General features: G+C 69.8%; 21 protein-coding genes and 1 pseudogene. 8 read left to right on the forward strand and 14 right to left on the reverse strand.

Features of this window, described 5'->3' with window-relative positions; translation table 11 throughout:
- Positions 1–282 (reverse strand): annotated as a pseudogene (locus CCN72_RS07865) (hypothetical protein); the annotation flags it as partial.
- Between CCN72_RS07865 and CCN72_RS38910 the strand changes: the two are divergent.
- On the forward strand, positions 254–2,398 hold the full coding sequence (locus CCN72_RS38910; protein WP_158101330.1) for a hypothetical protein: 2,145 nt from the start codon (positions 254–256) through the stop codon (positions 2,396–2,398). The pseudogene CCN72_RS07865 and the gene CCN72_RS38910 overlap by 29 nt on opposite strands.
- Before the next feature lie 119 nt (positions 2,399–2,517).
- Here CCN72_RS38910 and CCN72_RS07875 read toward each other — a convergent pair whose 3' ends face one another.
- The 5 genes from CCN72_RS07875 to CCN72_RS07895 all read right to left on the reverse strand — a co-directional run bounded on the left by CCN72_RS07875 (position 2,518) and on the right by CCN72_RS07895 (position 6,952).
- Entirely contained in the window at positions 2,518–3,732 is a 1,215-nt protein-coding gene (locus CCN72_RS07875) for a glycosyltransferase (protein WP_086806881.1), read from the reverse strand.
- 16 nt (positions 3,733–3,748) lie between these two features.
- Entirely contained in the window at positions 3,749–4,549 is an 801-nt protein-coding gene (locus CCN72_RS07880; RefSeq protein WP_086806882.1) for a MerR family transcriptional regulator, read from the reverse strand.
- Between the two features lie 114 nt (positions 4,550–4,663).
- The gene (locus CCN72_RS07885) at positions 4,664–5,383 is read right to left on the reverse strand and encodes a hypothetical protein (protein WP_086806883.1); all 720 of its coding nucleotides are present in this window, start codon (positions 5,381–5,383) and stop codon (positions 4,664–4,666) included.
- A complete protein-coding gene (locus CCN72_RS07890; protein ID WP_244174151.1) occupies positions 5,376–5,882 on the reverse strand; it encodes a SigE family RNA polymerase sigma factor in 507 nt (168 codons plus the stop codon). Before CCN72_RS07890 ends, CCN72_RS07885 begins: the two co-directional genes overlap by 8 nt.
- 62 nt (positions 5,883–5,944) lie before the next feature.
- Positions 5,945–6,952, reverse strand: a complete 1,008-nt coding sequence (locus CCN72_RS07895; RefSeq protein ID WP_244174152.1) for a L,D-transpeptidase — start codon at positions 6,950–6,952, stop codon at positions 5,945–5,947.
- Between the two features lie 406 nt (positions 6,953–7,358).
- Here CCN72_RS07895 and CCN72_RS07900 point away from each other — a divergent pair, with 406 nt between their 5' ends.
- The 3 genes from CCN72_RS07900 to CCN72_RS07910 all read left to right on the forward strand — a co-directional run bounded on the left by CCN72_RS07900 (position 7,359) and on the right by CCN72_RS07910 (position 9,416).
- Complete coding sequence (locus tag CCN72_RS07900; RefSeq protein ID WP_086806886.1) at positions 7,359–7,640, forward strand: hypothetical protein; 282 nt, start codon at positions 7,359–7,361, stop codon at positions 7,638–7,640.
- Positions 7,637–8,035, forward strand: a complete 399-nt coding sequence (locus tag CCN72_RS07905) for a PIN domain-containing protein (protein ID WP_086806887.1) — start codon at positions 7,637–7,639, stop codon at positions 8,033–8,035. The genes CCN72_RS07900 and CCN72_RS07905 overlap by 4 nt, the downstream gene beginning before the upstream one ends.
- Before the next feature lie 448 nt (positions 8,036–8,483).
- The gene (locus CCN72_RS07910) at positions 8,484–9,416 is read left to right on the forward strand and encodes a bile acid:sodium symporter family protein (RefSeq protein WP_425276129.1); all 933 of its coding nucleotides are present in this window, start codon (positions 8,484–8,486) and stop codon (positions 9,414–9,416) included.
- Between the two features lie 25 nt (positions 9,417–9,441).
- On the opposite strand, the gene CCN72_RS07915 is transcribed toward CCN72_RS07910, so the two are convergent.
- Genes CCN72_RS07915 through CCN72_RS07930 form a run of 4 tightly spaced genes read right to left on the reverse strand, consistent with a single transcriptional unit; the run spans position 9,442 to position 14,534 of the window.
- Complete coding sequence (locus CCN72_RS07915; RefSeq protein ID WP_086806889.1) at positions 9,442–11,244, reverse strand: dipeptide ABC transporter ATP-binding protein; 1,803 nt, start codon at positions 11,242–11,244, stop codon at positions 9,442–9,444.
- The gene (locus CCN72_RS07920; protein ID WP_086806890.1) at positions 11,241–12,056 is read right to left on the reverse strand and encodes an ABC transporter permease; all 816 of its coding nucleotides are present in this window, start codon (positions 12,054–12,056) and stop codon (positions 11,241–11,243) included. Before CCN72_RS07920 ends, CCN72_RS07915 begins: the two co-directional genes overlap by 4 nt.
- On the reverse strand, positions 12,056–12,997 hold the full coding sequence (locus CCN72_RS07925) for an ABC transporter permease (protein WP_086806891.1): 942 nt from the start codon (positions 12,995–12,997) through the stop codon (positions 12,056–12,058). The genes CCN72_RS07920 and CCN72_RS07925 overlap by 1 nt, the downstream gene beginning before the upstream one ends.
- A 37-nt stretch (positions 12,998–13,034) precedes the next feature.
- A complete protein-coding gene (locus tag CCN72_RS07930) occupies positions 13,035–14,534 on the reverse strand; it encodes an ABC transporter substrate-binding protein (protein WP_086806900.1) in 1,500 nt (499 codons plus the stop codon).
- A 501-nt stretch (positions 14,535–15,035) separates the two neighbouring features.
- On the opposite strand from CCN72_RS07930, the gene CCN72_RS07935 reads away from it, so the two are divergent.
- Both CCN72_RS07935 and CCN72_RS39555 read left to right on the forward strand, forming a co-directional pair.
- The gene (locus CCN72_RS07935; RefSeq protein WP_279630223.1) at positions 15,036–15,914 is read left to right on the forward strand and encodes a TauD/TfdA family dioxygenase; all 879 of its coding nucleotides are present in this window, start codon (positions 15,036–15,038) and stop codon (positions 15,912–15,914) included.
- 1,976 nt (positions 15,915–17,890) lie between these two features.
- A complete protein-coding gene (locus tag CCN72_RS39555) occupies positions 17,891–18,034 on the forward strand; it encodes a hypothetical protein (protein ID WP_167408658.1) in 144 nt (47 codons plus the stop codon).
- A gap of 92 nt (positions 18,035–18,126) precedes the next feature.
- On the opposite strand, the gene CCN72_RS07945 is transcribed toward CCN72_RS39555, so the two are convergent.
- The 3 genes from CCN72_RS07945 to CCN72_RS07955 all read right to left on the reverse strand — a co-directional run bounded on the left by CCN72_RS07945 (position 18,127) and on the right by CCN72_RS07955 (position 19,677).
- Entirely contained in the window at positions 18,127–18,441 is a 315-nt protein-coding gene (locus tag CCN72_RS07945) for a hypothetical protein (protein ID WP_086806894.1), read from the reverse strand.
- Between the two features lie 268 nt (positions 18,442–18,709).
- Positions 18,710–19,144: a DUF6415 family natural product biosynthesis protein gene (locus tag CCN72_RS07950; protein ID WP_086806895.1), complete on the reverse strand. Its 435-nt coding sequence runs from the start codon at positions 19,142–19,144 to the stop codon at positions 18,710–18,712.
- Between the two features lie 101 nt (positions 19,145–19,245).
- Positions 19,246–19,677 (reverse strand): ATP-binding protein, encoded by a 432-nt coding sequence (locus CCN72_RS07955; RefSeq protein ID WP_086806896.1) that lies wholly within the window; start codon positions 19,675–19,677, stop codon positions 19,246–19,248.
- A 405-nt stretch (positions 19,678–20,082) separates the two neighbouring features.
- Between CCN72_RS07955 and CCN72_RS07960 the strand changes: the two genes are divergently transcribed.
- Together CCN72_RS07960 and CCN72_RS07965 are read left to right on the forward strand one after the other, a co-directional pair.
- Positions 20,083–21,474 (forward strand): NsdA family TPR-like regulatory protein, encoded by a 1,392-nt coding sequence (locus tag CCN72_RS07960; protein ID WP_086806897.1) that lies wholly within the window; start codon positions 20,083–20,085, stop codon positions 21,472–21,474.
- Positions 21,475–21,513: 39 nt separating this feature from the next.
- Positions 21,514–21,990 carry a TrmO family methyltransferase domain-containing protein gene (locus tag CCN72_RS07965; protein ID WP_086806898.1) on the forward strand — a complete coding sequence of 159 codons (477 nt, stop codon included), beginning with the start codon at positions 21,514–21,516 and terminating at the stop codon, positions 21,988–21,990.
- Between the two features lie 33 nt (positions 21,991–22,023).
- Here CCN72_RS07965 and CCN72_RS07970 read toward each other — a convergent pair whose 3' ends face one another.
- Positions 22,024–23,253: a hypothetical protein gene (locus CCN72_RS07970; RefSeq protein WP_143664059.1), complete on the reverse strand. Its 1,230-nt coding sequence runs from the start codon at positions 23,251–23,253 to the stop codon at positions 22,024–22,026.
- Positions 23,254–23,393 lie beyond the last annotated feature (140 nt).

The following is a 23,393-nucleotide window of genomic DNA, read 5'->3' on the forward strand; positions in this document are numbered from 1 at the left end:
GAACCAGAGACTGCACCCGGCGACGGCCAGGAAGCCCGGACGGGTGCCAGCGCCGGTGTCGTAACGGGCCGACTCGGTCAGGTTCTTCGTGTCGATCGCCGCGATCGCGTCCTGGTCCGGGAGGGCCGCGTACAGCACGGATCCGTCGTCGGAGAGGGCGAGACCGGTGGCACCCGGCTCACCACCGAGCGTCGTCGGGTTACCGCCGTCGAGGTCGGTGACGAGAATGCCGCCCGTGCCCGCGCCGCCGCTGATGAACAGGTGTCCGTGGGGCGCGGGCACGGGCGGCATTCTCGTCACCGACCTCGACGGCGGTAACCCGACGACGCTCGGTGGTGAGCCGGGTGCCACCGGTCTCGCCCTCTCCGACGACGGATCCGTGCTGTACGCGGCCCTCCCGGACCAGGACGCGATCGCGGCGATCGACACGAAGAACCTGACCGAGTCGGCCCGTTACGACACCGGCGCGGGCACCCGTCCGGGCTCCCTGGCCGTCGCCGGGGGCAGTCTCTGGTTCGGCTACGGCACGGCAGGTGGCGGCGGCATCGGCTCCGTCGACGGCGCCGGAACGGTCACCTTGCGGCAGGATCAAGGCAGTTGGGCGACCGCGCCCATGCTGGCGACGACCCCGACACCCTCCGGCGTACTCGCCGCCGCCGCGCAGACCGGTGCCACCTCCGCCTTCGTCACGTACCGGGCCGAGGGCGGTGCGCTGACCCGGCAGGCCGCGAAGGCGCTGCCCGTCCCCGACCTGGACGACTTCGCGGTCACGGCGGACGGGCTGCATCTCGCGGTCCCGTCACTCCGGAGCGCGAGCCCCGGCCGGTACCGCACTTCGGACCTGGCGGCTGACGGGCAGTTCGCCACGGGGGTGTACGGCAAGGCCGTCGCCGTGGCCCCGGACGGGACCCTGGCCGACGGTGACCGCGGACTCGTGACCTTCCCGGAAACGGGCGACGGCAACTACACCGAGTACTTCTACGACAGGGACCTGCGCATCGCCGCGCACGGTGTCGCCTGGGCACCGGACGAGAGCCGGGTCTACGGCGTGGCCGTCGACGCCTTCGGGGGAACACCGACGCTCCACATCTCCCGTGACCCGGAGACCGCGCCGGTCACGCTCTCCGCAAGCGGGCCCACCCCACTCGCCCCCGGCGAGGCGTACTCGTTCCTGGTGACACCCGATTCGACCCTCGGCCTCGGCGCGGGGCAGTCCATGATTCCCGGCACCGTACGCATCACGCGCTACGACGACGCCCATCCGGACGGCGTGCTCGTCCCGGACCCGATCGCCGTCCCGGTACGGATCCCGGCCGACTTCTTCGGCGCCTACCGCGTCGACGGCACAGCTCCCCTCACCGGCCGGCTGAGCTTCCGCGTCGACTACTCCGGGGGCGGCCACTACGGCCCGGCCAGTCGGTCCTTCGACCTCCCGATCGCCAAGTACGCGCCCACCATGGCACTGACCGCTCCCTCCACCACCGGCCGTGCCGCACCGCTCACCGTCACCGGCCACCTCACCTGGCCGCACGCGCAGAGGACGACCGGCACGGTCCACGTCGTCAAGACCGACCTGGCACACCCCTCCGGCTACTCGGTGGGCACCGCCCCCGTCGCCGCCGACGGCGGCTTCGCCTTCCACGACACCCCGCAGGCCGGTGGCACGGACACGTACGCCTTCACCTACGACGGCGGCACCTCCTACCTCCCGGTCACGGCGTCGGCGAAGGTGCAGGTGTCCCGGGCCGTTCCGGCCCTGAGCGTGGCGACCGACACGAAGTCGTACCACTCCGGCGCGACCGTCAAGGTCACCGCGCATCTGGGGACCACGTACAACTCCCGCTCCGTGACGCTGTACGCCCAGCCGGTGGGCACGTCGCGCACGCGGCTCAAGAGCGGCAAGGTCGACGCGCACGGGAACCTCGTCGCGTCGTACAAGATCACCCGCAACACCACCTTCGAGGCGGCCTTCACGGGGGACTACCGGTACGCGCCGCGCACGGTGAGCACCGGCACGACCCTGACGCCGACGGTCCGCACGCGGACCCAGTCGCCGCTCTCGACCACCCGCGTCGGATCCACCACCTACCAGGTCTTCTACAAGTCCGAGTCCGAGATGGGCTTCGACGTGCAGGTCACTCCCCACCAGTCCGGTGGCTGCGTGTCGGTGTACGTCGAGCACCACTACTCGGGTGCCTGGCACCGGACCACCTCGCAGAGCTGCGTGCCCTTGTACTCCGACGGCCGGTACGGCTACGACCGGGCGCTGAAACTCTTCACGAACAACGACCGCTACCGCATCCGCGGCCACTACACCCCGCCGGCCAAGGGGGCGCGGACCGGCAGCGTGTGGAGCCAGTGGACGTACTTCACGGTCCGCCCCGGCAGCCCGTCATGACGGACGGCTTGTGCGGCGGGTGGTCGTCGGGCCGGCCCCCCGGCCGTCGGCCGGCCCCCCCGCCGTCGGCCGGAGTCGTCCGCTCCCACGGGGTGAGCGGGTGAGCGGACGGACCGGCCTCATCCCTCGGTCAACTGCCCGACGGCCTTGAGGGCCTGCCCCGCCCCGTCCTCGGTCGCCATGTGGTGCGCGGCTCTCATGGCGGCTCGTGCGTACGCCTGTTGTGTCACGACACGGTGGAGTGCGTCGGCGAGCCGTTCGGCGGTGAGGGACCGGAAGGGGATCGGGGCGGTGGCGGCGCCCAGGGCGGCGAGACGGGCCGCCCAGAACGGCTGGTCGGCGGCCACCGGCACGGTGACCGCGGGCACTCCGGCACGCAACGCGGCGGCCGAGGTGCCGGCACCGGCGTGATGGACCACCGCGGCCAGCCGCGGGAACAGCAGGGCGTGCGGTACTTCCCCGATGGTGAGGACGTCGTCGCCGTCGGCCGCGAGCCCGGCACTGCCGGCCTGGAGGATGCCCCGCAGCCCGGCGCCCCGCAGGGCGCGCACGGCGATCTCGCTCAGCCGTGCGCCGTCTTCGGACGCCATGCTCCCGAAGCCGATGAGGACGGGCCGGGAACCGGCGCGGAGGAAGTCCTCCAGATCCGCGGGCAGTTGTGAGGCCGCGTCGTGGTGGGGCCACCAGTTGCCCACGACCCGCATGCCGGAGGGCCAGTCGGAAGGACGTGGCACCAGTGCCGTACTGAAGCCGTGCAGGACGGGCCGGTTCGCACGGGCCTGCCGTCGACGGATCTCCGAAGGGGAGGCCGGGGGCAGCTGGAGGCGGTGGCGCAGCTTCGCCACGGCCTCCTCGTAGACGCGGTCGGCCATGCGCAGGGCGAAGCGCCCGGCCGCGCGGTTGCCGAACCGGCCCAGGGAACGGGAGCCCATGACAACGGGCGGGAAGTCGCCGGTCGGTTCGGTGGGCTGGAGGTACACGCCGAGGCTCGGGGTGCCCGTGGCCTCAGTGAGATGCCAGCCGAGCGGGGCGGTGGTGGCCGACAGCAGCAGCAGGTCAGTGGCCTCGTCCACCGCGTCGGCGAACCCCTCGCCCAGCTCCATGACGAACGCGGCCGCGGCACGCATGAGTTCTCGTCCGGCAGTGACACCGCCGGGTGCCCGCGGATCGGCGGGGAGCCTGCGGAATTCCAGCCCGGCGTCCCGCACGAGGGGTGCGAAGGCGTCCGTGGTGGCCAGGGCGACATCGTGTCCGGCCCGGCGCAGTTCCGCAGCCAGGCCCGTGTAGGGCGCGACGTCGCCGCGCGATCCGGCCGTGGCGATCAGAATCCTCAACGGTCCTCCAGAATCCTCAACGGTCCTCCTCGGACGCGGTACGGCTGCCCGTGTGCCGGGACGCGTTGGCGCGGACCGCCCTGCGGAGGTAGGCGGCCAGTCCTGGCCGCTGCCGCGACGGCGGGACGACCAGGGCGAAGGCGCGCGGGTCGGCGACGAAGTCGTCCGCGATGCGCAGATGCATGCCGGGCGGGCAGGAGGTGAACCAGCGGCAGATGTGCAGGCGGTGCTCCTCGGCGAGGTCCATGGCTCGCTCGCCGTCGCTGGGCTCCCCTTCGTCGAAGGCCGCGAGCAGCTCCGCGCGCCAGGCGGACGCCTCGCCCATGAGCAGGCGCCAGTCCTCCTTGGTGTGTGCGGCCGCGCGGGCCATCGACTCGCGCTGTCCCTCCGAGTCCGCCCACCTCAGCTCGGCCTCGGTGGCGTAGCTCAGGTCGAAGGTGATCTCGCCGAAGACCTCGAAACGTTCCTGAGGAGTCAGGGACACCCCGGTCCGCTGCACCTCGATGGCTCGTTCCGCCACTTCGGCCAGGCGCTGGAGCCCGGCGATCTCCGCACGCAGCTGCCGCTGCCGTGTCCGCAGCCGCTCCACGGCGTTCGCCTGCGGATCCTTGAGGATCGCGGCGATCTCGTCGAGGGAGAAGCCGAGTTCACGGTAGAAGAGGATCTGCTGGAGCCGGGCCAGGTCGGCGTCGCCGTAGAGCCGGTAACCGGCGGGGCTGCGCTCACTGGGCGAGAGCAGCCCCGACCTGTCGTAGTGATGCAGCGTACGCACCGTCACCCCGGCGAAGGCCGCGACCTGTCCCACGGAGTAGCTCATCCACCAGCCCTTTCGTCGGCGTACAGCTTCATGCCTGACGTAAGGGGAGGGTCAACCCGCCTCCAGGGGCGACCGGTTCCTTCTTCCCGGGCGAGGCTCCAGGGTGGTCCGGCGTCAGCGGGGGTCGGTGACCGGCCGGCGGTCGGAGCACACGGAGTCCGGCTGCGCGTTCGCGGCCTGCCAGCCCTTGATGTCCACTTGGGTGCCGGGCTCGACGGCGTCGTACACCTCCTTGCCGGTCTCGTACGGCAGGACGATGGCGCCGGAGGTGTTGCGGTCGACGCTGAGGAAGGTGTCGGAGCGGTCCAGGGCCCAGAACAGCAGCCGCTCGTGGTGATCGCGGTCGGTGAAGGTGACCGCCCACCGCTTGAGCGGCGATGCCATGCCGCTGTCGGCCGGGCCGGGCATGGTCAGCGCCGGGTACTTGGCGGTGACCGTGACCCGCGTCTCGCCGATCGGGCAGATGGGAAGGGGTACGGCGATGCCGTACCCCTTGCCCCTGACGTCCAGGACTTCGGAGTTCAGGTCGACCGTCACCCGCTGGACGGGCGCAGGGGACGGAGCGGGCCGTGGGGTGCGGGACGCGGACGTCGCGGGAGGCGCGGTCGGCTCGGTGGGGGAGCCGAGGACACCGGTGGTGACGACGGTGAGGGCCACCGCCGCGAGCGCGGCGGCGGAGAGCGCGACACGTCGGTTACGGCGCCGCCGTACCCCCTGGCCTCTGACCTGCGCGCCCGAGGTCGGGACCGGTGCCATGCCCGCTTCGGCCAGGTGGTGGAAGCGGGCGGACAGCTCCGACTCGGTCAGCGGCTGCGGGAGTTGCTCCTCAGGCACAGGCTTCCTCCGTCGGGTGTGGTGCTTCGCTCATGAGGTGAGTGGCGAGCGCGGTACGGCCGCGGGACAGGCGCGCCTTTATGGTGCCGGGAGCCGCGCCGGTCTCGGCGGCGATCTGCTCCACGCTCAGATCGCACAGGTGATGCAGTACGACTGCGGTCCGCTGGGCTTCCGGCAGGCGCCGCAGGGCGGCGACCAACGCCACGTGGTCCGGGCCCGGTTCGGACACCGGCCGCGGGGCGTGCTCGCCCCGGACCAGCTGCCACCAGTGGCGCGCCCGCCGCCATCGGCTCATCGCCAGCCGGTGTGCCACCGTGCGCAGCCACGCCTCGGGGTCCCGGTCGCCGTTCAGGACGGACGAACGCCTGGCCCAGGCACGGATGAACGCCTCCTGGACCACGTCCTGGGCCTCGGCCTGATCGCCTGTCAGGGCGTACAGCTGGCCGACCAGACGCGGGTAGGCCGCCGTGTAGAAGAGGTCGAACTCGTCTTCCGTCACCTGGTGGTGCTTTCTTCCTACGGCGCGGGGCGCGTGGGGCACCGCCGCCGTCGCGGCGGGGGTCATGCGGTCGTGGCGGCGCCCGCGGCGCTGTGGTCGAGCCACTGCTTCCAGGTCAGGTTCCAGTCGCCGTAGCCGTTCCCCGAGGCGACCGTGTCCTTGTCCGCGCCGGTGACCTTGATGACGTCGCCGACCATGACCTGGTTGTAGAAGCCCCTGGCGGTGGTGGTGGCGAGACCGACACAGCCGTGTGTGACGTTGCTGTGCCCGGCCGCGGTGTCGGCGTGCGGGTTCTGGTGCACGTAGGTACCGGACGTCGTCAGGTGCAGGGCCCAGTAGTAGTAGCCGCGGTACGTGTCGTTCGGGCCCATGCCCACGGTGCGGGAGTCCATGAACACCTTGGGCTGCTTGTCCATCACGACCATCGTCCCCTTCCAGGTGTCCAGCCCCGGCTTCCCCGCGGTGATCGGGATGCGGCTCGTCCTCCCATCGGTGTCGATGGTCATCATGTCCGTCTTCGTGTCGACGGTGGCGACCAGCGACCGGCCGATGGTGAAGTGGCTCACGCCGTGCGAGCCGCGGCGGAGTGTGATCTTGGTGCCCGGCTTCCAGTACGTGCCGCTGGGACGGAAGTCCACGCGCTGCCCGTCCAGGAGGTTCCTGTCCCGCACCCAACTCCAGGCGCCGGTCGTGCCGGACGAGGTCTGTACGCGCAACCAGCTCTCCACGGCCTTGCGTTCGGCGGTGGGAACCGGCTGGGGGAAGGTGACGGAGATCGGCATGCCCACACCGACCGTGTCCCCGTCGGATATGTGCACCTGTGCCCGCGCGAGCACGGCGGGCTCCGGCACGGACGGAGCCGGGCGGGCGCCGGACGCGCCCCTCCCACCGTGCTTGTCGCCGCCGGAGGCCCTCGCGGCCACGGCGGCGGACGCCTCGGCATCCGGCCTGTCGGCCGTCCGCACGCCGGTACCCGCGTTCGCCGAGCAGCCGACGGCCGAGAGCAGAGCGACACAGGCCGCGACAGCGGCCCCAAGCCGGCCGGCGGTCCGCCCGGTCGAACGGTTCACATACATGAGGGCTCCTGTGAGGTGTGGTCGTCGACTCCTTTACGCACGGGCTCGGCACCGGGTTGCATCACATCGAAACTTTTTCCGCAGGAACAGCAAACAGACCGGGGTCTGCTGACCTGGGCCTCTTTCATGGAGGGGGGTGCCGCCGTGGGTTTCCGTCCTCATGGGCATGCGGAGGGCACGGGACCTCGGAAGACGGTAGGCCGGCGTCACTGAGGAGTCGGCTGAACACGGTGAGGAGTCGGCTGAACACGGTCCGCCCGGTGCGGGGATCAGTTGTTGAACGGGGCGTTGCTGCCGTACTGCATCCACGAGCGCCTGGCGCCGGGTCCTCTGCCATTCGATCAGAGCCACGCGGTCCACTCGCCGCCCGCTGTGCTATTTCGAATGGCATACTTGGAGGGTGACTGACGACGACGTTGACTTCCCGCCCGGCGACGGCCCCACCAGCGGTATCTCCGTCACCATGACCGCCGGAACCCTGCGGGCCATCCGTGAGCGGGTCGGCAAGCGAGGTGTCTCGGCCTACCTGGAGAAGGCGGCCCAGCGGCAGATCGAGCGCGACAATCTGGACGAGCTGATCGCGGACTTCGACAAGGTGCACGGTCCGGCCGACCCCGAGGCCGTGGCGGTCAAGCGTGCCCGGCTGACTGGAGGCGCCGCGAACGCGGGGGCGGCCGCGTGAGCGGTGTCCTGGTTCTGGACAGCGAGGGCCTGGCAAAGGCCGTACAGCGGGATCGGGAGATCCATGAGTGGCTGACGGCGGCTCGCGACACGGACCTGCCCGTGATCACCTCGGCGGCCGTGTTGGTCGAGGTGATCCATCCGAAGATCAACGACGCCGCACTGAAGTGGACCCTGTCCCGTCTGAGTGTCGAGCCTGTGACCCAAGCCGTCGCGCAATCCGCTGCCGCCTTGCTGCGGGCAGCGGGGCTGCACGGCCACAAGTACGCCATCGACGCCATGCTGTGCGCGACCGCCTTGCAGCATCCCGGCCGGGTGACGATCCTGACGTCGGACGTGGAAGACATCGGACTGCTCACCGCCGAGCATCCGCGCCTGAGCGCCGAGAAGGTCTGAGCCGCGACGCCTTGTTGAAGCGGTGCTCGCCGTTCTCCTCGCTGACCTGGGCCTTCTTCACAGAGCGGGTGACGAGAATCGAACTCGCGCGACCGGCTTGGGACGCGAAGACGCGGGGGGGGGGGGAGCCGGATAGCTTCTGACCCGCTCATGTGTGCTCTGACACGGCGCCCGTGAGTGCGGCATCGCGCCGCCGTCGCCCGTGGCTGACCGGTGCGAGCCGCGGCCTCGCGGTCCGCGTCTCGGTCGGCGCCCGCCTGCCCGCTGCCGCGACCCTGCTTGGCCGGGTCCTGCCGGTCCCTCTTGACCGGCAAATGTCTCGGTGACCACTCGGCCACGGGCTAGGGTGCCGGTCATGCCTAGCGAGCACCAGAGCGTTTCCGGTGATGAGCTGTCTTCGTTACCCGAGACGCCGGCCACCCCGGACGCCCCCTCCCCTCCCACTGACGTGTCGTCCGCCGACCGGGCGGCACGACGGGCCGTCGTCCTCTTCCCCCTTCTGGTGGTCGCGGCCGGTGTGATCGGGCTGTTCTGGCCGGCGCACTTCACGGGCTGGGCGCCCGCCGTGCCGTGGATGCTGGGCGTGGTGATGTTCCTCATGGGCCTGACCCTGACGCCGCCGGACTTCACCGCGATCGCCAGACGCCCCTGGCCCGTGGGGCTGGGCCTGGTCGCCCACTACGTCATCATGCCCGGCCTGGGCTGGCTGGTCGCGACACTGCTGGATCTGCCCCCTCAGCTGGCGGCCGGTGTCATCCTCGTCGGTTGCGCCCCGAGCGGTACGGCGTCGAACGTGATCACCTACCTGGCCCGGGGAGACGTCGCGCTGTCCGTCTCGGTGGCGACGGTCTCCACGGTGGTCGCACCGCTGGTGACGCCGCCCCTCACGCTCCTGCTCGCCGGGAAGTTCCTCTCGGTCGACGCCGGTTCCATGGTGGTGGACATCCTCAAGACGGTGCTGGTCCCGGTCCTCGCCGGCCTGGCCGTACGGCTGGCCGTCGGCCGTTACGTGGACCGGGTCCTGTGGCTGCTTCCCTGGCTCTCCGCCGCCGCCGTCGCCGTCATCGTGCTCGTCGTCATCTCGGGCAGCGCCGCTCGCATCAAGGACGCGGCCGCCCTGGTGTTCCTCGCGGTGGTGCTGCACAACGGCCTCGGTCTGCTGCTCGGTTACGCCGCCGGGAAGCTGGCGCGCCTCAGCCGGCCGGCGAGCCGGGCCATGGCGTTCGAGGTCGGCATGCAGAACTCCGGCCTCGCGGCCTCGCTTGCCACCGCCCACTTCAGTCCGGCGGCGGCTCTGCCCGCAGCCGTCTTCTCCGTGTGGCACAACGTCTCGGGCGCGGCGGTCGCGGCCTGGATGTCCCGCGCGGCACGCCGCGGTTGAGCGGACGGGGCCGGGCCGCCGGTCTTCAGTACCTCATCCTCGGTACGGCGCCGAGGAGCTGCTTCGTGTACGGGTGCCGTGGTGCCTCCCACACCGACTCCACCGTGCCGCTCTCGACCAGCGTGCCGTCCCGCAGCACCAGCACCGTGTCGCACAGATAGCGGATGACGCCGAGGTCGTGCGAGATGACACACAGTGCCATGTCCCGCTCGGTCGTGGCCGTGCGCAGCAGGTCGAGGACTTCAGCGCGTACCGAGACGTCCAGCGCGCTGACGGGTTCGTCGGCGAGCAGGACGGCGGGCTCCGGGGCCAGCGCCCGCGCGATGGCGATGCGCTGGCGCTGGCCGCCGGAGAGCTGATGCGGATAGCGCTCGCCGGCCTCTTCGGGAAGTCCGACGGCCATCAGCAGTTCGGACACCCGCTCCCGCGCGGCCGCGGAGCGGCGGGCGGGCAGGGGCTCGGCGATGATCTCCCGCACCCGCAGCCGGGGATCGAGCGAGCCCATGGGGTCCTGGAAGACCACCTGAAGTCTGGAACCGGCCCCGCCGCTGGGCCCGTCGGCGCGCCCGAAGTAGCGCACGCCGCCGTCGCTCGGGCGGTCCAGACCGGCCAGCAGCCGCAGCAGGGTCGACTTTCCGGCCCCCGACTCACCGACCACCCCGACCCGTTGCCCCGCACGCAGGTCGAGATCGATGGGTTCGAGGGCCCTGAAGGCCGGGCGCTTGCCGAAGAGGCCCGTACGGCGCCCCTGGTAGCGCCGGGTGAGGCCCTGCGTGGACAGCAGCAGTTCGCTGTCCACGGCCTTCCCGCCGGGGGCCGGCTCCGTACGGTCCCGGTCCGGGGACTCGGCGGCGGACGGCCAGGAGGGCAGTGCGTCATGGTGCCAGCAGGCGACCGTGTCGTCCGGTTTCTTGCCGGTCGGCTCGGGCGGAGCGGCACACTGCTCATCGGCGTACGCGCAGCGGTTGCTGAAACCGCAGCCGGCCGGCAGGTCCTTCGGTGCGGGGACGACGCCCGGGATGGCGCGGGCGCGGGTACCGGGCGTCAGATCACAGGCGGCGAGCAGGGCCCGGGTGTAGGGGTGCTTCGGTGCCGACAGCACCCGGTCGGCAGGCCCGCTCTCCACGATCCGGCCGCCGTACATGACCAGGACGCGATGGCACACGGACGACACGAGTGCGAGGTCGTGGCTGATGTACAGCACCGCGGTGCCCCGCTCCTCGCAATCGCCGACGATCAGGTCGGTGATCTCCTTCTGCACGGTCACATCGAGGGCGGTGGTCGGCTCGTCGCAGATCAGCAGGTCGGGGTCGTTGGAGAGGGCTATACCGAGGACGCCGCGCTGGCGCTGGCCGCCGGAGAGCTGGTGCGGGAAGGAGCGGGCCGCCTGCCGGGGGGCGGGCAGCCGCAGCCGGTCGAGGAGTTCCACGGCCGCTTCGTCGGCGACCCGGCGGGTGGGCCGGGTGCCGTGCAGGCGCATCCCCTCGGTGATCTGTGAGCCGACCTTCCGCACGGGGTTGAGGGCGGTCATCGGCTCCTGGAAGACCATGCCGACGCGCTTGCCGCGGATCGCGGACAGCTGCCGGTCGGAGGCGCCCAGCAGGTCGAACTCCACACCCGCGAGGCGCACGCTCCCGCCCGGCCGCAACCCGTCGTCGAGCAACCCCAGGCAGGCCAGTGCGGTGAGGGACTTGCCCGAACCGGATTCGCCGATGACACCGACCCGTTCGCCACGCGCCACAGTGAAGCCGATACCGCGAACCAACCGCGCCGAACCCGAGTCGACCGTCAGGTTCGTCACTTCGAGCAGGGGCTCGCCGGGGCTCATCGCACTCCTTCGAGAGCAGGGTCCACGCGGTCACGCAGACCGTCGCCGAGGAGGTTGATCCCCAGCACGGTGGCCGCGACAGCGAGCCCGGGCCACAGGGAGAGCTGGGGCGTGGAGAAGAGCAGATCCTGTGACTCCTGGAGCATCCGTCCCCAGGAGGGGGTCGGAGGCGTCGTGCCGAGCCCGAGGTAGGACAGGGCCGCCTCGGCCAGGATCGCGGTGGAGAACGACACGGACGCCTGCACGATGACGATGTCCGCGATGTTCGGCAGCACGTGCCGCAGGGCGATCGCGACGCGGCCGCGCTTGGCCAGCCGCGCCGCGTCGATGTACTCCGCGGTCATGACGCGCAGCGTCGCGGCCCTGCTGACCCGGGCGAAACCCGGGGCCGAGGCGATCCCGATCGCCACCATCGCGGTCAGCGTGCCGGAGCCGTAGACGGCCGCCAGCATGATGGCCAGCAGCAGGGCGGGGAAGGCCAGGAGGAAGTCGCTCACGCGCATGATGACGGTGCTGAGCCAGCCGCCCGTCATCCCGGCGACCACGCCCATGGGTACCCCGGCCAGCAGCGCGATGCCCACGGCGACGACACCGGCGAAGACGGTGATGCGGGCACCCACCATCAGGCGGCTGGCCACGTCACGGCCGAACTGGTCGGTCCCCAGCAGGTGTTCACCGCCCGCGCCGGCGAGTTGCCGGGCGGCGTCCACGTGGTTGGGATCGTACGGAGTCCACACCAGGGAGACGGCGGCCACCGCGAGCACGAGAGCGACGATCAGGCAGCCGGTCAGCAGAGTTGCCCGGGATCTCATCAGCGGCTCCGCAGACGGGGGTCGAGCACGCGATAGAGCAGGTCGGTCACCAGATTCACCACAAGCACCGCGACCACGAGAACGATCACCACGCCCTGCACGAGCAGCAGGTCGCGGTCCTGCACACCGCGCAACAGCAGATCGCCGAGGCCGGGGATGACGAAGACACGCTCGACGACGATCGCCCCGACCAGGAGATTCGACAGTTGCAGGCCCAGGACGGTGACCACGGGGATGGCGGCGTTGGGCAGCCCGTGCCGGCACAGCGCGGCCCACCGGCGCACCCCCTTGGCGCGCGCGGTGCGCATGAAGTCCTGACGCTGCACGGACACCAGGGCGGAGCGTACGTAGCGGGTGAGCACCGCGCCCTGGACCAAGCCGAGCGACACCCAGGGCAGCACCAGATGCCGGGCCCAGTCCTGGGGATCCTCGGTGAGCGGTGTGTACCCTCCGGCCGGCAGGGCGCCGGCGCGTACCGCGACGGCGTAGACGAGCAGGATGCCCGCGAGGAAGGCGGGGACGGCGATACCGACCTGGCTGAGGCCGGACAGCAGGGCCCCGCGTCCGGTGCGGTGCCAGGCGGCCGCGAGCACACCCGCGGGCACCGCGAGCAGCAGGGCCACCAGCATGCCGCCGGCTACGAGCCAGGCCGTCACCGCGAAGCGATCCGCGATCCGCGGGCCGATCGCCTCGTGCGTCACGTACGAGGTGCCGAAGTCACCGTGCAGGAGGCCCTGGGCCCAGTCGGCGTACTGCACCAGCAACGGCCGGTCCGTGCCGAACTCCCGGCTCAGCCTGGCCACGGCCGCGGGAGTGGCGTTGGTGCCCAGCGCGACCTCCGCCGCGTTGCCCGGCAGTACGGCGAGGAAGGCGAACACCACGAAGCTGGCCACCACCACGCTCACGAGCAGGGTCGCGGTCCTGCGCACGACGTGGCTCATACGGCACCGCAAGCGTCGGCGCCGCTCACGCGGTGGCTCACTTCCCGGACCACCGCACGCCCGCGAACTCCAGTCCCTCGCCGACCTGGTTGACCGGCAGGCCCTGAAGGCTCTTGTCCGCCACCATCAGGTTCGGCATGAGGTAGAGCCAGTCGGCGGCCGCGTCCTGGGACAGCAGCTTCAGCGCCTGACGGTAGTCCGCGGAGGCCTCCTGCGGCGAGCCGGCATCGGCCTTCTGGAGCAGCTGCGCGTAGGTAGGGTTGTCGTAGCGGAAGTAGTAGTGCGGGTCGGCGAAGATCCACTGGTCGCGGGGTTCGGCCTGGGCGATGATCGACATGTCGTAGTCGGCCTTGTCGAAGACCTCCGACAGCCAGCGGGCCGGGAACTCCAGGGGCTCGATCCGCACCTTGAGACCTACCTGAGCCAGCTGGTCCTGGACGACCTGGGCCGCGCTGACGGCGTAGGGCAGGTTGGGGATCCGCATCCGGATGCTGGTGCCCTCCGCCCCGGCCTCCTTCAGCAGCCGTTTGGCCTTCGCCGGGTCGTACGGGTAGCGGTTGGACGCGCCCGCGTACCAGGGGTCGCTCGGGGACTCCTGGGAGCCGATCAGCGTGCCGCGGCCGGCGCGGGTGGTCTTCAGCAGCGCCTCGTGGTCGATGGCGTACCGCACGGCCTGGCGGACCCGCTTGTCCTGGAAGGGCTTGCGGGAGTTGTTCATCGACAGTACGACTTCCGCGGTCGAGGATCCGTCGATGACCTGGAATCGGCTCTTGTCCTTGAACATCGACAGCGTCTCGGGGGCCTGCACGGCGCCCAGGACGTTGATGTCCCCGGCGAGCATCGCGTTGTTCAGGGCTCCGGAGTCCTTGAAGTACTTCAGGGTCACCGTGTCCAGCGCGGGCCTGGCGCCCCAGTAACCGGTGTTGCGCTTGAGGACCAGGCTGTCGCCGCGCTGCCAGCTCTTCACCTCGAAGGGCCCGGTACCCACCGGGTGTTCCTTCAGGTCCGAGACCCCGTCTCGGCTGTACATCGCGCCGACGCGCGTGGTCATCGAGTACAGCCAGTTGTTGCTGGGGTGCTTCAGCGTGACCTTGACGGTGTCGGCGTCCACCTTCGTCGCGCTGCGTACGTCGTCCATCTGCTGGGCGATCTTCAGCTTCCAGACCGTGCGGACGCGATTGATGGAGAAGACGGCGTCGTCCGCCGTGAAGGCCTTCCCATTGGTGAACTTCACGTTGTCGCGCAGGTGGAAGGTGTAGGTGCGACCGTCGGCGCTGCGGTCGTAGCTCTTCGCCAGCCCGGGCTGTATTCGGCCCTGCTGATCGATCCGGACCAGGCCCTCGTACACGTTGCCCAGCAGCGCCTGCGGGATCGCCGCGCCGTCCGTGGTGGAGAAGTCCAGCGTCGCGGGCTCGGCCACCAGTCCGACGGTGAGAGCGTCGGTGGAGTGCCGGTCGGCCCCCGATCCGCAGCCGGCCAGCGTGACCGTGACCAGGGCAGCGCTGAGGGTGAGGGCAGGAATCCGTCGGGGGAGCATGATCACTGTCTCTCCGTGATGGGCCGGTGCCGACCCGCGGCAGGGCCAGGGCGAGTTCTACGCATCGGGTGAGGTCGGGCTATGTGTGCCCGGAGCTGGCACGGACTGTCTTCGTGGTGAAACCAGGATGGTGAGTCAACGTCGCCACGGCTCGGGAATCGATGGTCGGGCGGGCCGGACCGCACACGCCTGAGGTAGGACATCGGAACCCTACCCGCTGCCCTGATGGAGCATCAACACCCTTCTGTAGCTTTGACGTTCAGGTCGGCTACCACCATGATCGACCTGCGTTCAAACCGTACGGTCGCGCGGGAAGTTGCGCAGTCGGCGTGAATCGCCGCATGACGAGATCGGAGAGATCTTTTGCCCCCGCATTCCCACCACTTCATACGCACCGAACCGGTCACCGGACCTGGAGTCTGGCAGGCGAGCGACTTCACCGATCCGAGCTCCTGGACGGAGGTCCTCGACGAGCGGGAAATCGCTGAACTGGAAAGCGCCTTGGGGACCGCGAAGCAGTGCGGAGAGCCGCTCGCGAAACTCTCCGTGGACCACTTTCCCCTGCCCACTCTCAGCAGGCGGCTCGAAGCGATCGTGGACGAACTGGAGTTCGGCCGCGGATTCAGCGTGCTGCGCGGTCTTCCGGTCGACAAGTGGTCGCTGGAGGATGCCAAGCTGATCTACTGGGGCATCGGGCTTCACCTCGGCGTACCGGTGTCACAGAATGCGGCCGGCGATCTGATGGCCCATGTCAAGGACCACTCGGAGGGCGACCTCGACGACCCGAACACCGTGACCCGCGCCTACCGGACCCGCTCCGCGCTGCCTTTCCACACCGACAGCGCCGACATCGTGGGCCTGCTGTGCCTGCGCAACGCGGGAAACGGCGGGGTCAGCACGCTGGCCAGCTCCATGACGATCTACAACTACCTGCTCGCCCACCATCGTGAGCTACTCGGCATCTACTATCGCGGCTTCGTCTACGACCGACGGGCCGAAGAGGCGACCGACGAGGTGCCGTACTACCGCAACGCCGTGTACGGCTACTTCAACGACCAGCTCAGCTGCCGCTTCTACATGGCGCAGTACATCGAGTCGGCCACCGCGCGGTCCGGGATTCCGCTCAGTGACATCGAGCGGTACGCCCTCCGGCTCTTCCAGGAGATCGGTGCCATGGACGAGCACCAGATCTCGATGAAACTCCAGCCGGGCGACATCCAGTTGCTGAACAACAACCTTGTGGTGCACGGCCGTACGGCGTTCGAGGACCAGCCGGGCCGCCGCCGTGATCTGTTGCGCCTGTGGCTCAACACCCGCAAGGCGCGCGAGTACCCGGCCGACTTCGCGGCATTCCGCTTCGGCATGCCGAAGACTCACTGACGTGAATGAGCCTCCTGGATACAGGACGGGGGCCGCCCCGCGCGCCCTCGCCCTGTACCGGACCCCGGCCACGGCGCTGAAGAGCCGGTGACCTCTCGCCTCGCCGCTCTGCACCGTGCGGCATTCCGCATAAGAAACGGCGTAAGAAACGAAGGGATCCCGTTCACGGCGGAGAATTCGTTCCGTCCCTTGCCCGCGAAGGCTTGTGAGGCTGCCTTGCCGGAACCGGCGAGAAAATTGACCACGTACGCCCCCCGCGGAGGGCGCGCCCGCTCCAAATTGGTCTAGACAACAAACAACCCCCAGGCCACCGACCTGGGGGTTTCTCATGGAGCGGGTGACGAGAATCGAACTCGCGCTCTCAGCTTGGGAAGCGACGGCGCCTGGACCCGAGCACGCCGTCTGAACTGGGCAAATGCTTTTTGGTTCGTCGCGATGAGGAGGCGCCTGGCACCGTTGTTCACCGGGGTTGTCCACTCGTACGGGCACGCTTTGGGCACGCCTTCGTGCGCTGGTGCTCCGCGGGGATTCACCTGCTCGGTGCGGGGGGGCTGTCCGTCTCCGGGCGGACGTCGCCAGCATGCCCCCGCTTGCGGGTGCAATGAGCGCCATCCGGCTGGAGCCGAGTGACGGGTGGATCCGATCAGTTGCAGGTAGGTGCGTGGCTGCCCGCATCACTGAACGAACGCACGGATTGGTCTTCGAGGGCACCGGGGCCCGGACGGCACGCCTGTCCGAGGCCCCGGAAGTGCGCTCGCCGCGTGGAGCCCGTCAGACGGGACGAGCGCTTGTCGAACAGCGCTACCGGTGGTGAATGGCTGGAGTCGATGTCGATTGCGACGGTGTCGTGCTGGCCGGTGCCTTCGTAGTGGTCCCCGGCCCGCCGGCCAGGGCCAGCAGTACCAGGAGCAGCACGAGACCTCCGCCTCCGGTGCCCGCCGCCACGGCGACGGTGCGTGGGCGGATGGACCGATGGTGCCCGCCTACTCGAGTCCCGTCGGAGCGGTAGTACGGGCGGACATAGGTTGTCGGCGTGGTCGCGGGTACCGGGCGGGGCTGCGCGGTTGTGTGTCGGGCAGTCGCACCGGGCTGTGCGGTGCGCGGCCTGGTGCGGCGGTTGTGGCCTTTGACGAAGGTGCCGTCGCGGCGGTAGTGGGGGCGTACGTAGGTCACGGGCGGTCCTCGGCAGTGAGAGGGGGCAGGTGCACCCCCAGACGGGGCCGGGTACTCCTCGGCACAGCAATCGACGGTAGCGGTCGGCACTGACAACCGGCGGCCCTCAACTGCAGGCTGGCATGCGCTAGTTGGGCTGCCGTGGCCGATTTTCGGACGGGTGATTCCGATGATGGGCCGGCCGTCCGTGCTGGGCGGGAGGGCCCGTGATCGTGAGACTACTGCTGGTCATGGTCGGCCAGTGGAAGTGCGTGCACCCGTAGGATCTGATCGTCCCGGCCCGCTCGCACTCCTCACCTCCGGGGGGTCGGAGTTCTGGAACGTTGACCAGATGTGGTTCCCCAGCGGCGGTTCGAGGGCTTGCCCCACTCACTTGCTGGATGCCATGCATCACAGCGTTTCGAGATCGACGCGCGTGACCTGCTGTCCAGGGACGGCTTCCTCGGCGCGCTTTGCTTCGGCGGCGGCGAGGTCACCTCGGCGCCGGCGTGAGGGAACACGATCCGCTGGCCGACTGTGGGTAGGTGCACGGGGTGGCGAACTTTGCCAGTGCTGTGGCGGCGGGGCGGCCGTGTACGTGCTGTGCCCGCTGAGGGCCGCTGGCACGGCTCCGACAGCTGATCGGCGCCATAGGCAAACTATCCGGGCCCAACCCGGACCTGTCCGGACGGCACGCCCTCCGAACTGGTCGTGTGCCGCGCCTGGATGCGGATTTTCGCGAGAGTTGCGGAGCTAAGCCTCGTGTGTCGCAAGGTGCAGCCTGACACGGAAGGGCCGTGTCTCACCCGCCCTTGGAGTTCGTCATGAACGGTCTGGACACCCGCACCGCTGTACTGCTGCTGGCTGGCGCCACCGGTACGTACATCGCCTTCCTGCACCCTGCCGTTGGGGTCGCGCTTCTCGTGGGTTTGGCTGTGGTGGGTCTGCTCCACACCCTGCTGCGGTGAAACCGACCAACAGCCGACCGGTTGTTCAGCAGCGTCACGCTCGGACGTTGTACGCCCGGCTGGCCCCAACTCGCGGTGGCCAGCCCGGGCGTTCAGTCCCCTCGCAAATTTCGCCAGGAAGTACGCCTCTGGGCAGCTTGCACCGAAGCCCCAGCCGTGCCCGGAGTGGCACCCCTCCGCTGTGCCGCCGTGGTGGCGCGGCGGGGCACGTAAACGCGGGTGACCTCGATGATCACCGCCCGGGACAGGACGTAAGCGTTGCCGTCCTCGAACTGAAGCAGCTTGCGCTGTCCGCTGACCTCGCGCACGTCGGCCACAGCGTGAGGGATGCCGCCCACACTGATCACATCACCACGGCGGACATGGTCACCGGTGACAGTGACGGTATGCACGATCTCTTGCGTCATGTCCAGTTTCCGATCCGCTGAGGTGGTTGGAGTGTGGGTCCCGCTTCCTGCTCCGGGACCCATAGCCGCGCTGTCTCCGCGTCTTCCGGCTGGCGGTGATGGCTGAAGGTGTCCGCCGGGGCGTAACCAAGTCCCTGTTTTCCGCGGTGACGGCCACGACGCCGTCCAGATCCCAGGGCTCGCGGTCCCAGTAGTGCTCGTAGTCGTACGGCGCCGGAAGAGCGAAGACTGCCAGCGTGCTGGCGAAGCACCGGCGTGGTCGTGGTCATCATTCGATCAGCTCTGACGTCTCGACCAGCCCGGTGACACTGCCGGCCTTCTCCAGGCGATCGGCCAGTTCGAGCGTGACCTCGCCCAGCCGCCGGAGGAACCCCAGTGCCTGCCGCGGGTCAGCGGGCAACCGTTCCGATTGCAGTGCGCGAGCCCGTTCGATCAACCCGGTGGCGTCCGGATGCTTTCGTTCGACCTCGTCTCGTCGGCCCCGGTGCACGAGCTGGGTGATTGCCACGCGGAAGCGCTGTGCGAGTTCGACAGGGGCCTCGTAATCAGGCGCGGTCACGCTGCACTTCCTCGGTCTGAGAGCGCCGACGGCGTGATGGCTGACCTCGTCACCGAAGATCGTGTCGAGGCCGTCGAACACGGAGTCCCAGTCCACCGGGGTCCAGCCACGCATCTTTTCCAGTACCTGCTGGTAGCCCTGCACACCGAGCGATGGTTCGGCAGGGGCAGCGGGGACGGTGGGGTCCTTCTCCCGTACCGGCAGGGGTGAGCGGCATCCGGCCTGGTCCCGTAGAGCGGCGTGCGTCATCGGCTCACCGCCACGCTCAGCTCACACCAGGTGGTGGTGCCGTCGCAGCTGACTCCCCAGGTCCCCTGTCGGTTGTCCGCGATCGCCTTCACGAGCAGCAGGCCACGGCCGTGCTCGTCGTCATCGCGGGGCCTGCGGAGAATGGGCCGGTGCCTGGTCACGTGGTGACGTACGTCAATCCGGAGGACGCCGCCCTGGACCGCCATGGACAAGGTGATCACGTCGGTGCCGCTGTGCAGGAAGGCGTTGGTGACCAGTTCGGACACGACGAGCCGGACGTCGCCGGTCAAGAGCGAGGAGACAGCCCACTTCCGCATCAACGCATCGGCGATACGCCTTGCCTGGCCGGCGCATGTCGGAGACGGGGGCATGGTGACCTGGAACTCGGCTGGAGACTGGGCGCCGTGTTCGCCAGTAGAGAGGTGCATGCGGGTGCTCCGCTCGTTCGAGTAGCTGGCTCTACAAGAGCGAACCGCTTAACCCGGGAGCCCGGCATGGGGCCAAGAGGTCGGGGATGGTCAACGTGGTCAAAGATCGTCCACGGGGGTCCTGCGGACGGTCCCCACCGGAATCCGGCGCGGGATCAGGCGGAAAGTGCCGATGTCGTCGCGGACGCGATGGGAGGAGGGGTCCGTAACCCGGTGCTGCGGCGGCGAGCCGCCACGTGGTGGCCCTGCCCATCCGGAGCCACCACTGAGTGACGTTCCGCAGTTTTACGCATACCCAACGGCAGGCCCGCATCTACGGTGGACACGTATCTGGTTCCGCCCTGCCGCTACTAGAGCGGGCCGGACAACCTGGTCGGAGATCGCTTTCAACGCTGGGGGCACAGGATGGCGCGCGAGAGGAACGAGCGGTTAGCCGCGCTCTTGCTGGAAGCCGGCTGGACACGGGCGCAGACGGCCACCGCGTACAACCGTGTCGCCGCCGAGACGCTGAACGGCGAGGTACGGGAGAACTCCAGGATCGGGCGCTCGCACGTGAGCATGTGGGTGGGCGGAGTGCGCCCGTCGGGCATCGCGCCCGCTATCTTGTGCGAGGCGCTGTCCCGTCGTCTGAAGCGTGAGATCACGCCCCAGGCGGCCGGGCTGGCGGCTTCCACCCCACCGGCGCACGGAGCACTGGACTGGCACGTCGACCCTTTGATCGCGCTGAAGGATTTGGGGAGCGGATTGGACACGGACCGGCGTCGGCTGCTGAGGAACGGGGTCTACTCCGCCGCGGCATTGGCCCTCCCGGACGAGACGTGGTGGGAGGCGATGTCCCGACCGCCGGCGGACGCGGGAGCCGCGGGTAAACGTGTCGGTCAGGGAGATGTCGAGACCGTTCGGGAGCTGACTCTCGCGTTCTCGCGCATGGACCAGCGGCGCGGTGGCGGCCACGGACGTCGGGCGGTCGACGAGTACCTGCGTCATGAGGCCCTGGACTTCCTCCGCGGGCGGTTCACCGACGATCAGAGCCGTCGAGCCATGTTCTCCGCCACCACGGAACTGGCTTACGTATCGGGCTGGATGGCCTTCGACAACAGCGAACATGCCGTGGCACTCCAGCGCTTCAACACCGCGGTGAAACTAGCGGCACGGGCCGGCGACGCTCCCCTGAGCGGACACATCCTGCGGGCGATGGCGCACCAAGCGCTCGACCTCGGGTTCCGGCGCGAAGCCCTCCAGATCGCCCAGGCGTCGGTGCATGGCCAGCGATACGCGGCCGCCACCCCGCGCGAGCGAGCCCTGCTCGGTGTGGTGCACGCCCGCACCCTGGCCGCCAACGACCGCCGCCAGGAAGCCGCCCAAGCGCTGCTGCGGGCCGAGGACGATCTCTCGAACGCCCACGACGGCATCCGGGAGCCGGACCGGACGTTCTTCTTCGGCGAGGCTTCCCTGGCCCATGAAACCGCCTGCACCCTGCGCGACCTCGGCGACCATCAGCGTGCGGTCAAGGAGTTCCGGCGGTCTGTGCGGACGCGCGGGGCGGCGTTCCGGCGCACCCATGCCGTCACCCTCGGGTACATGGGCGCGACCCAGATCGCCCAGGGCGCAGTCGAGGAGGCGTGTGCGACCTGGACCAGTGTTCTGGACGCGATGGAAGACGGCATCTACTCCGGTCGGGCCCGGCAGACGGTGGTCGACATGCGGCACCTGCTGTCGCCCTATCGCAAGCGTGGGATCCGCGCAGTCAGCGCTCTCGATGCCCGCGCGGCCACGTATCTCGCCCAAGTAGATTGATCAGGCGCGTCGTTAAGGGCGAGTCGGAGGGTTGGTGCCGTGGTGCTGGAGATCAGGCCGGTCGGAACGGTGGTCGAAGGGCGCACCGAGGTGGCGGATGACTACTGGGGTGGCGTCGAGTCCGTGATCCAGCTCGATGATTCGGAGTTCCCTCTCGACTCCGTGCAGGGACTGGACGAGTTCTCGCACCTGGTGGTCGTGTGGCACTTCGACAAGGCATCGCCCAGTGACGTCGAGTATCACGCGCGCAGTCCGAGGGGGAACCCGGACTGGCCGGCCACGGGAACGTTCGCGCACCGCAATCACCGACGCCCCAACCAGCTCGCGCAGAGCTTCCCCCGGCTCCTGAAGGTCGACGGGCTCAGGCTGCATGTGACCGACCTGGACGCCGTCGTCGGCACGAAGATCTATGACCTGTCGCCGTACTTCGAGGAGATGGGACCGCGGGGACCCGTGCGGGAGCCGTCCTGGCCTGGGGAGATGCTGAAGGACTACTGGGCCAGCAAGTCCTCTTGAGCGCCCTGGGCAAGGTTTCGGGCGCCCGGACGGTCACGTTCTCCACCCGGCACCCGGAGTGCACTGCCCGGCGTGGAACCGGTTCTGGGTCGGCTGTCCGATCGTGTAGCGGGCGGTGTTGTCCAGGCGGGTGGTGAAGTTGCCCGCCGGGTCCCGGGTGAGCAGGAGCAGGGGCTCGGTGGCGGCCAGATCGGGGGTGTCGGTGATGCCGCCGACTTTGCGGGTGGTGGTGACGGCGACGAGGTCACCGCCGGATGCTGCGGTGTCGAGGTACGCGGTGTTGCGACGGCCGCGCTCCCCGTTGAGCAGGCACTTGGCGGCGCCGAGGACGCCGAGGGTGAGGCAGCCGCCGATCAGGACCACGGTGGTGCCCTGGTCGAGGGTGAGGCGGGTGATCACGCTCAGGTCGGCCAGCAGTTCGCCCTCGGGTGCCCATAGAGGGGCCAGGCGGATCTCTTGGCCGTCGGAGAAGGTGATAGCCGGATCCGGGGGCGGGGTGAAGCGGTAGGGCAGGTGGGGGCCGAACTCGGCGTACGCGGAGTTGCGGTTCGGGGCGCCCAGGATGATCAGGCTGTCGGGTTCGGCGTTGTAGTACTCGCCGGGGTGGAAGTCGCGGATGGTGGCCGCAGGGAATCTCTGGGCCAGGTGGACGCGGACGTAGAACAGCGCGTCCAGGTCGGCGAAGCCGGCGTATCTGGCGTACAGCGGGTCGCTGGGGTGTTGCCTGGGGCGGTCGGTGACGGGGAGGGCGGAGCAGAGCACGTCCACGCGGGAGCCGGTGGTGATGCCGAAGAACTGACTCGTCCCGTCGTCCGGGGCTGTCCCGGTGGCGGGGGCGGCGCTGGCCGGTGCGGGTGTCTCGGTGACGTAGCTGCCGTCGGAGATGAGCAGGGCGAGCGTGTCCAGTGTCTGTCCAGCGTGACGGCGTACGGTCTTGGCCGAGCAGCCCAGCACCCTGGCGAGGGATTCCTGCCGCTCGGTCAGCGTCGGCCAGGAGTGCTCACCCAGCAGGTTGAAGTCCGCGGCGGCATAGCGGCGCTCGTGCGGGGTCAGCGCGTCGATCGCCCTGCGCAAGGCGGCCACCAGACGTGTGGTCTCGCTCGCCGTGTGGGACAGCGTCGGGGTCCGGGCGAGCAGCAGCGTCTTCAGAGGAACGCTGAGCGCGGTGACGGCTCCGGGGTGGCCGAGAGCGGGGCCTTGGCGGAGCCGCAACAACTCGGCACGGACTTCCTCCGGGGAAAGCCGGGTCGGGGGAGTGGCCATGTGACCAACAGACGGCCAGCGGGCAGAATCTGCCCTGTATTTGGGGCAGTTGGTGGGATGTCCCGCCAAAGGGGCGGGTCGGGATGGTAGGGGCCTTCCTTCTCACCGCTGGAGGTGAAGATGCCCGCCGCCGTCGCGCC

Origin of the sequence: Streptomyces murinus, from assembly GCF_002154555.1 — a bacterium.
Lineage (GTDB): Bacteria > Actinomycetota > Actinomycetes > Streptomycetales > Streptomycetaceae > Streptomyces > Streptomyces murinus.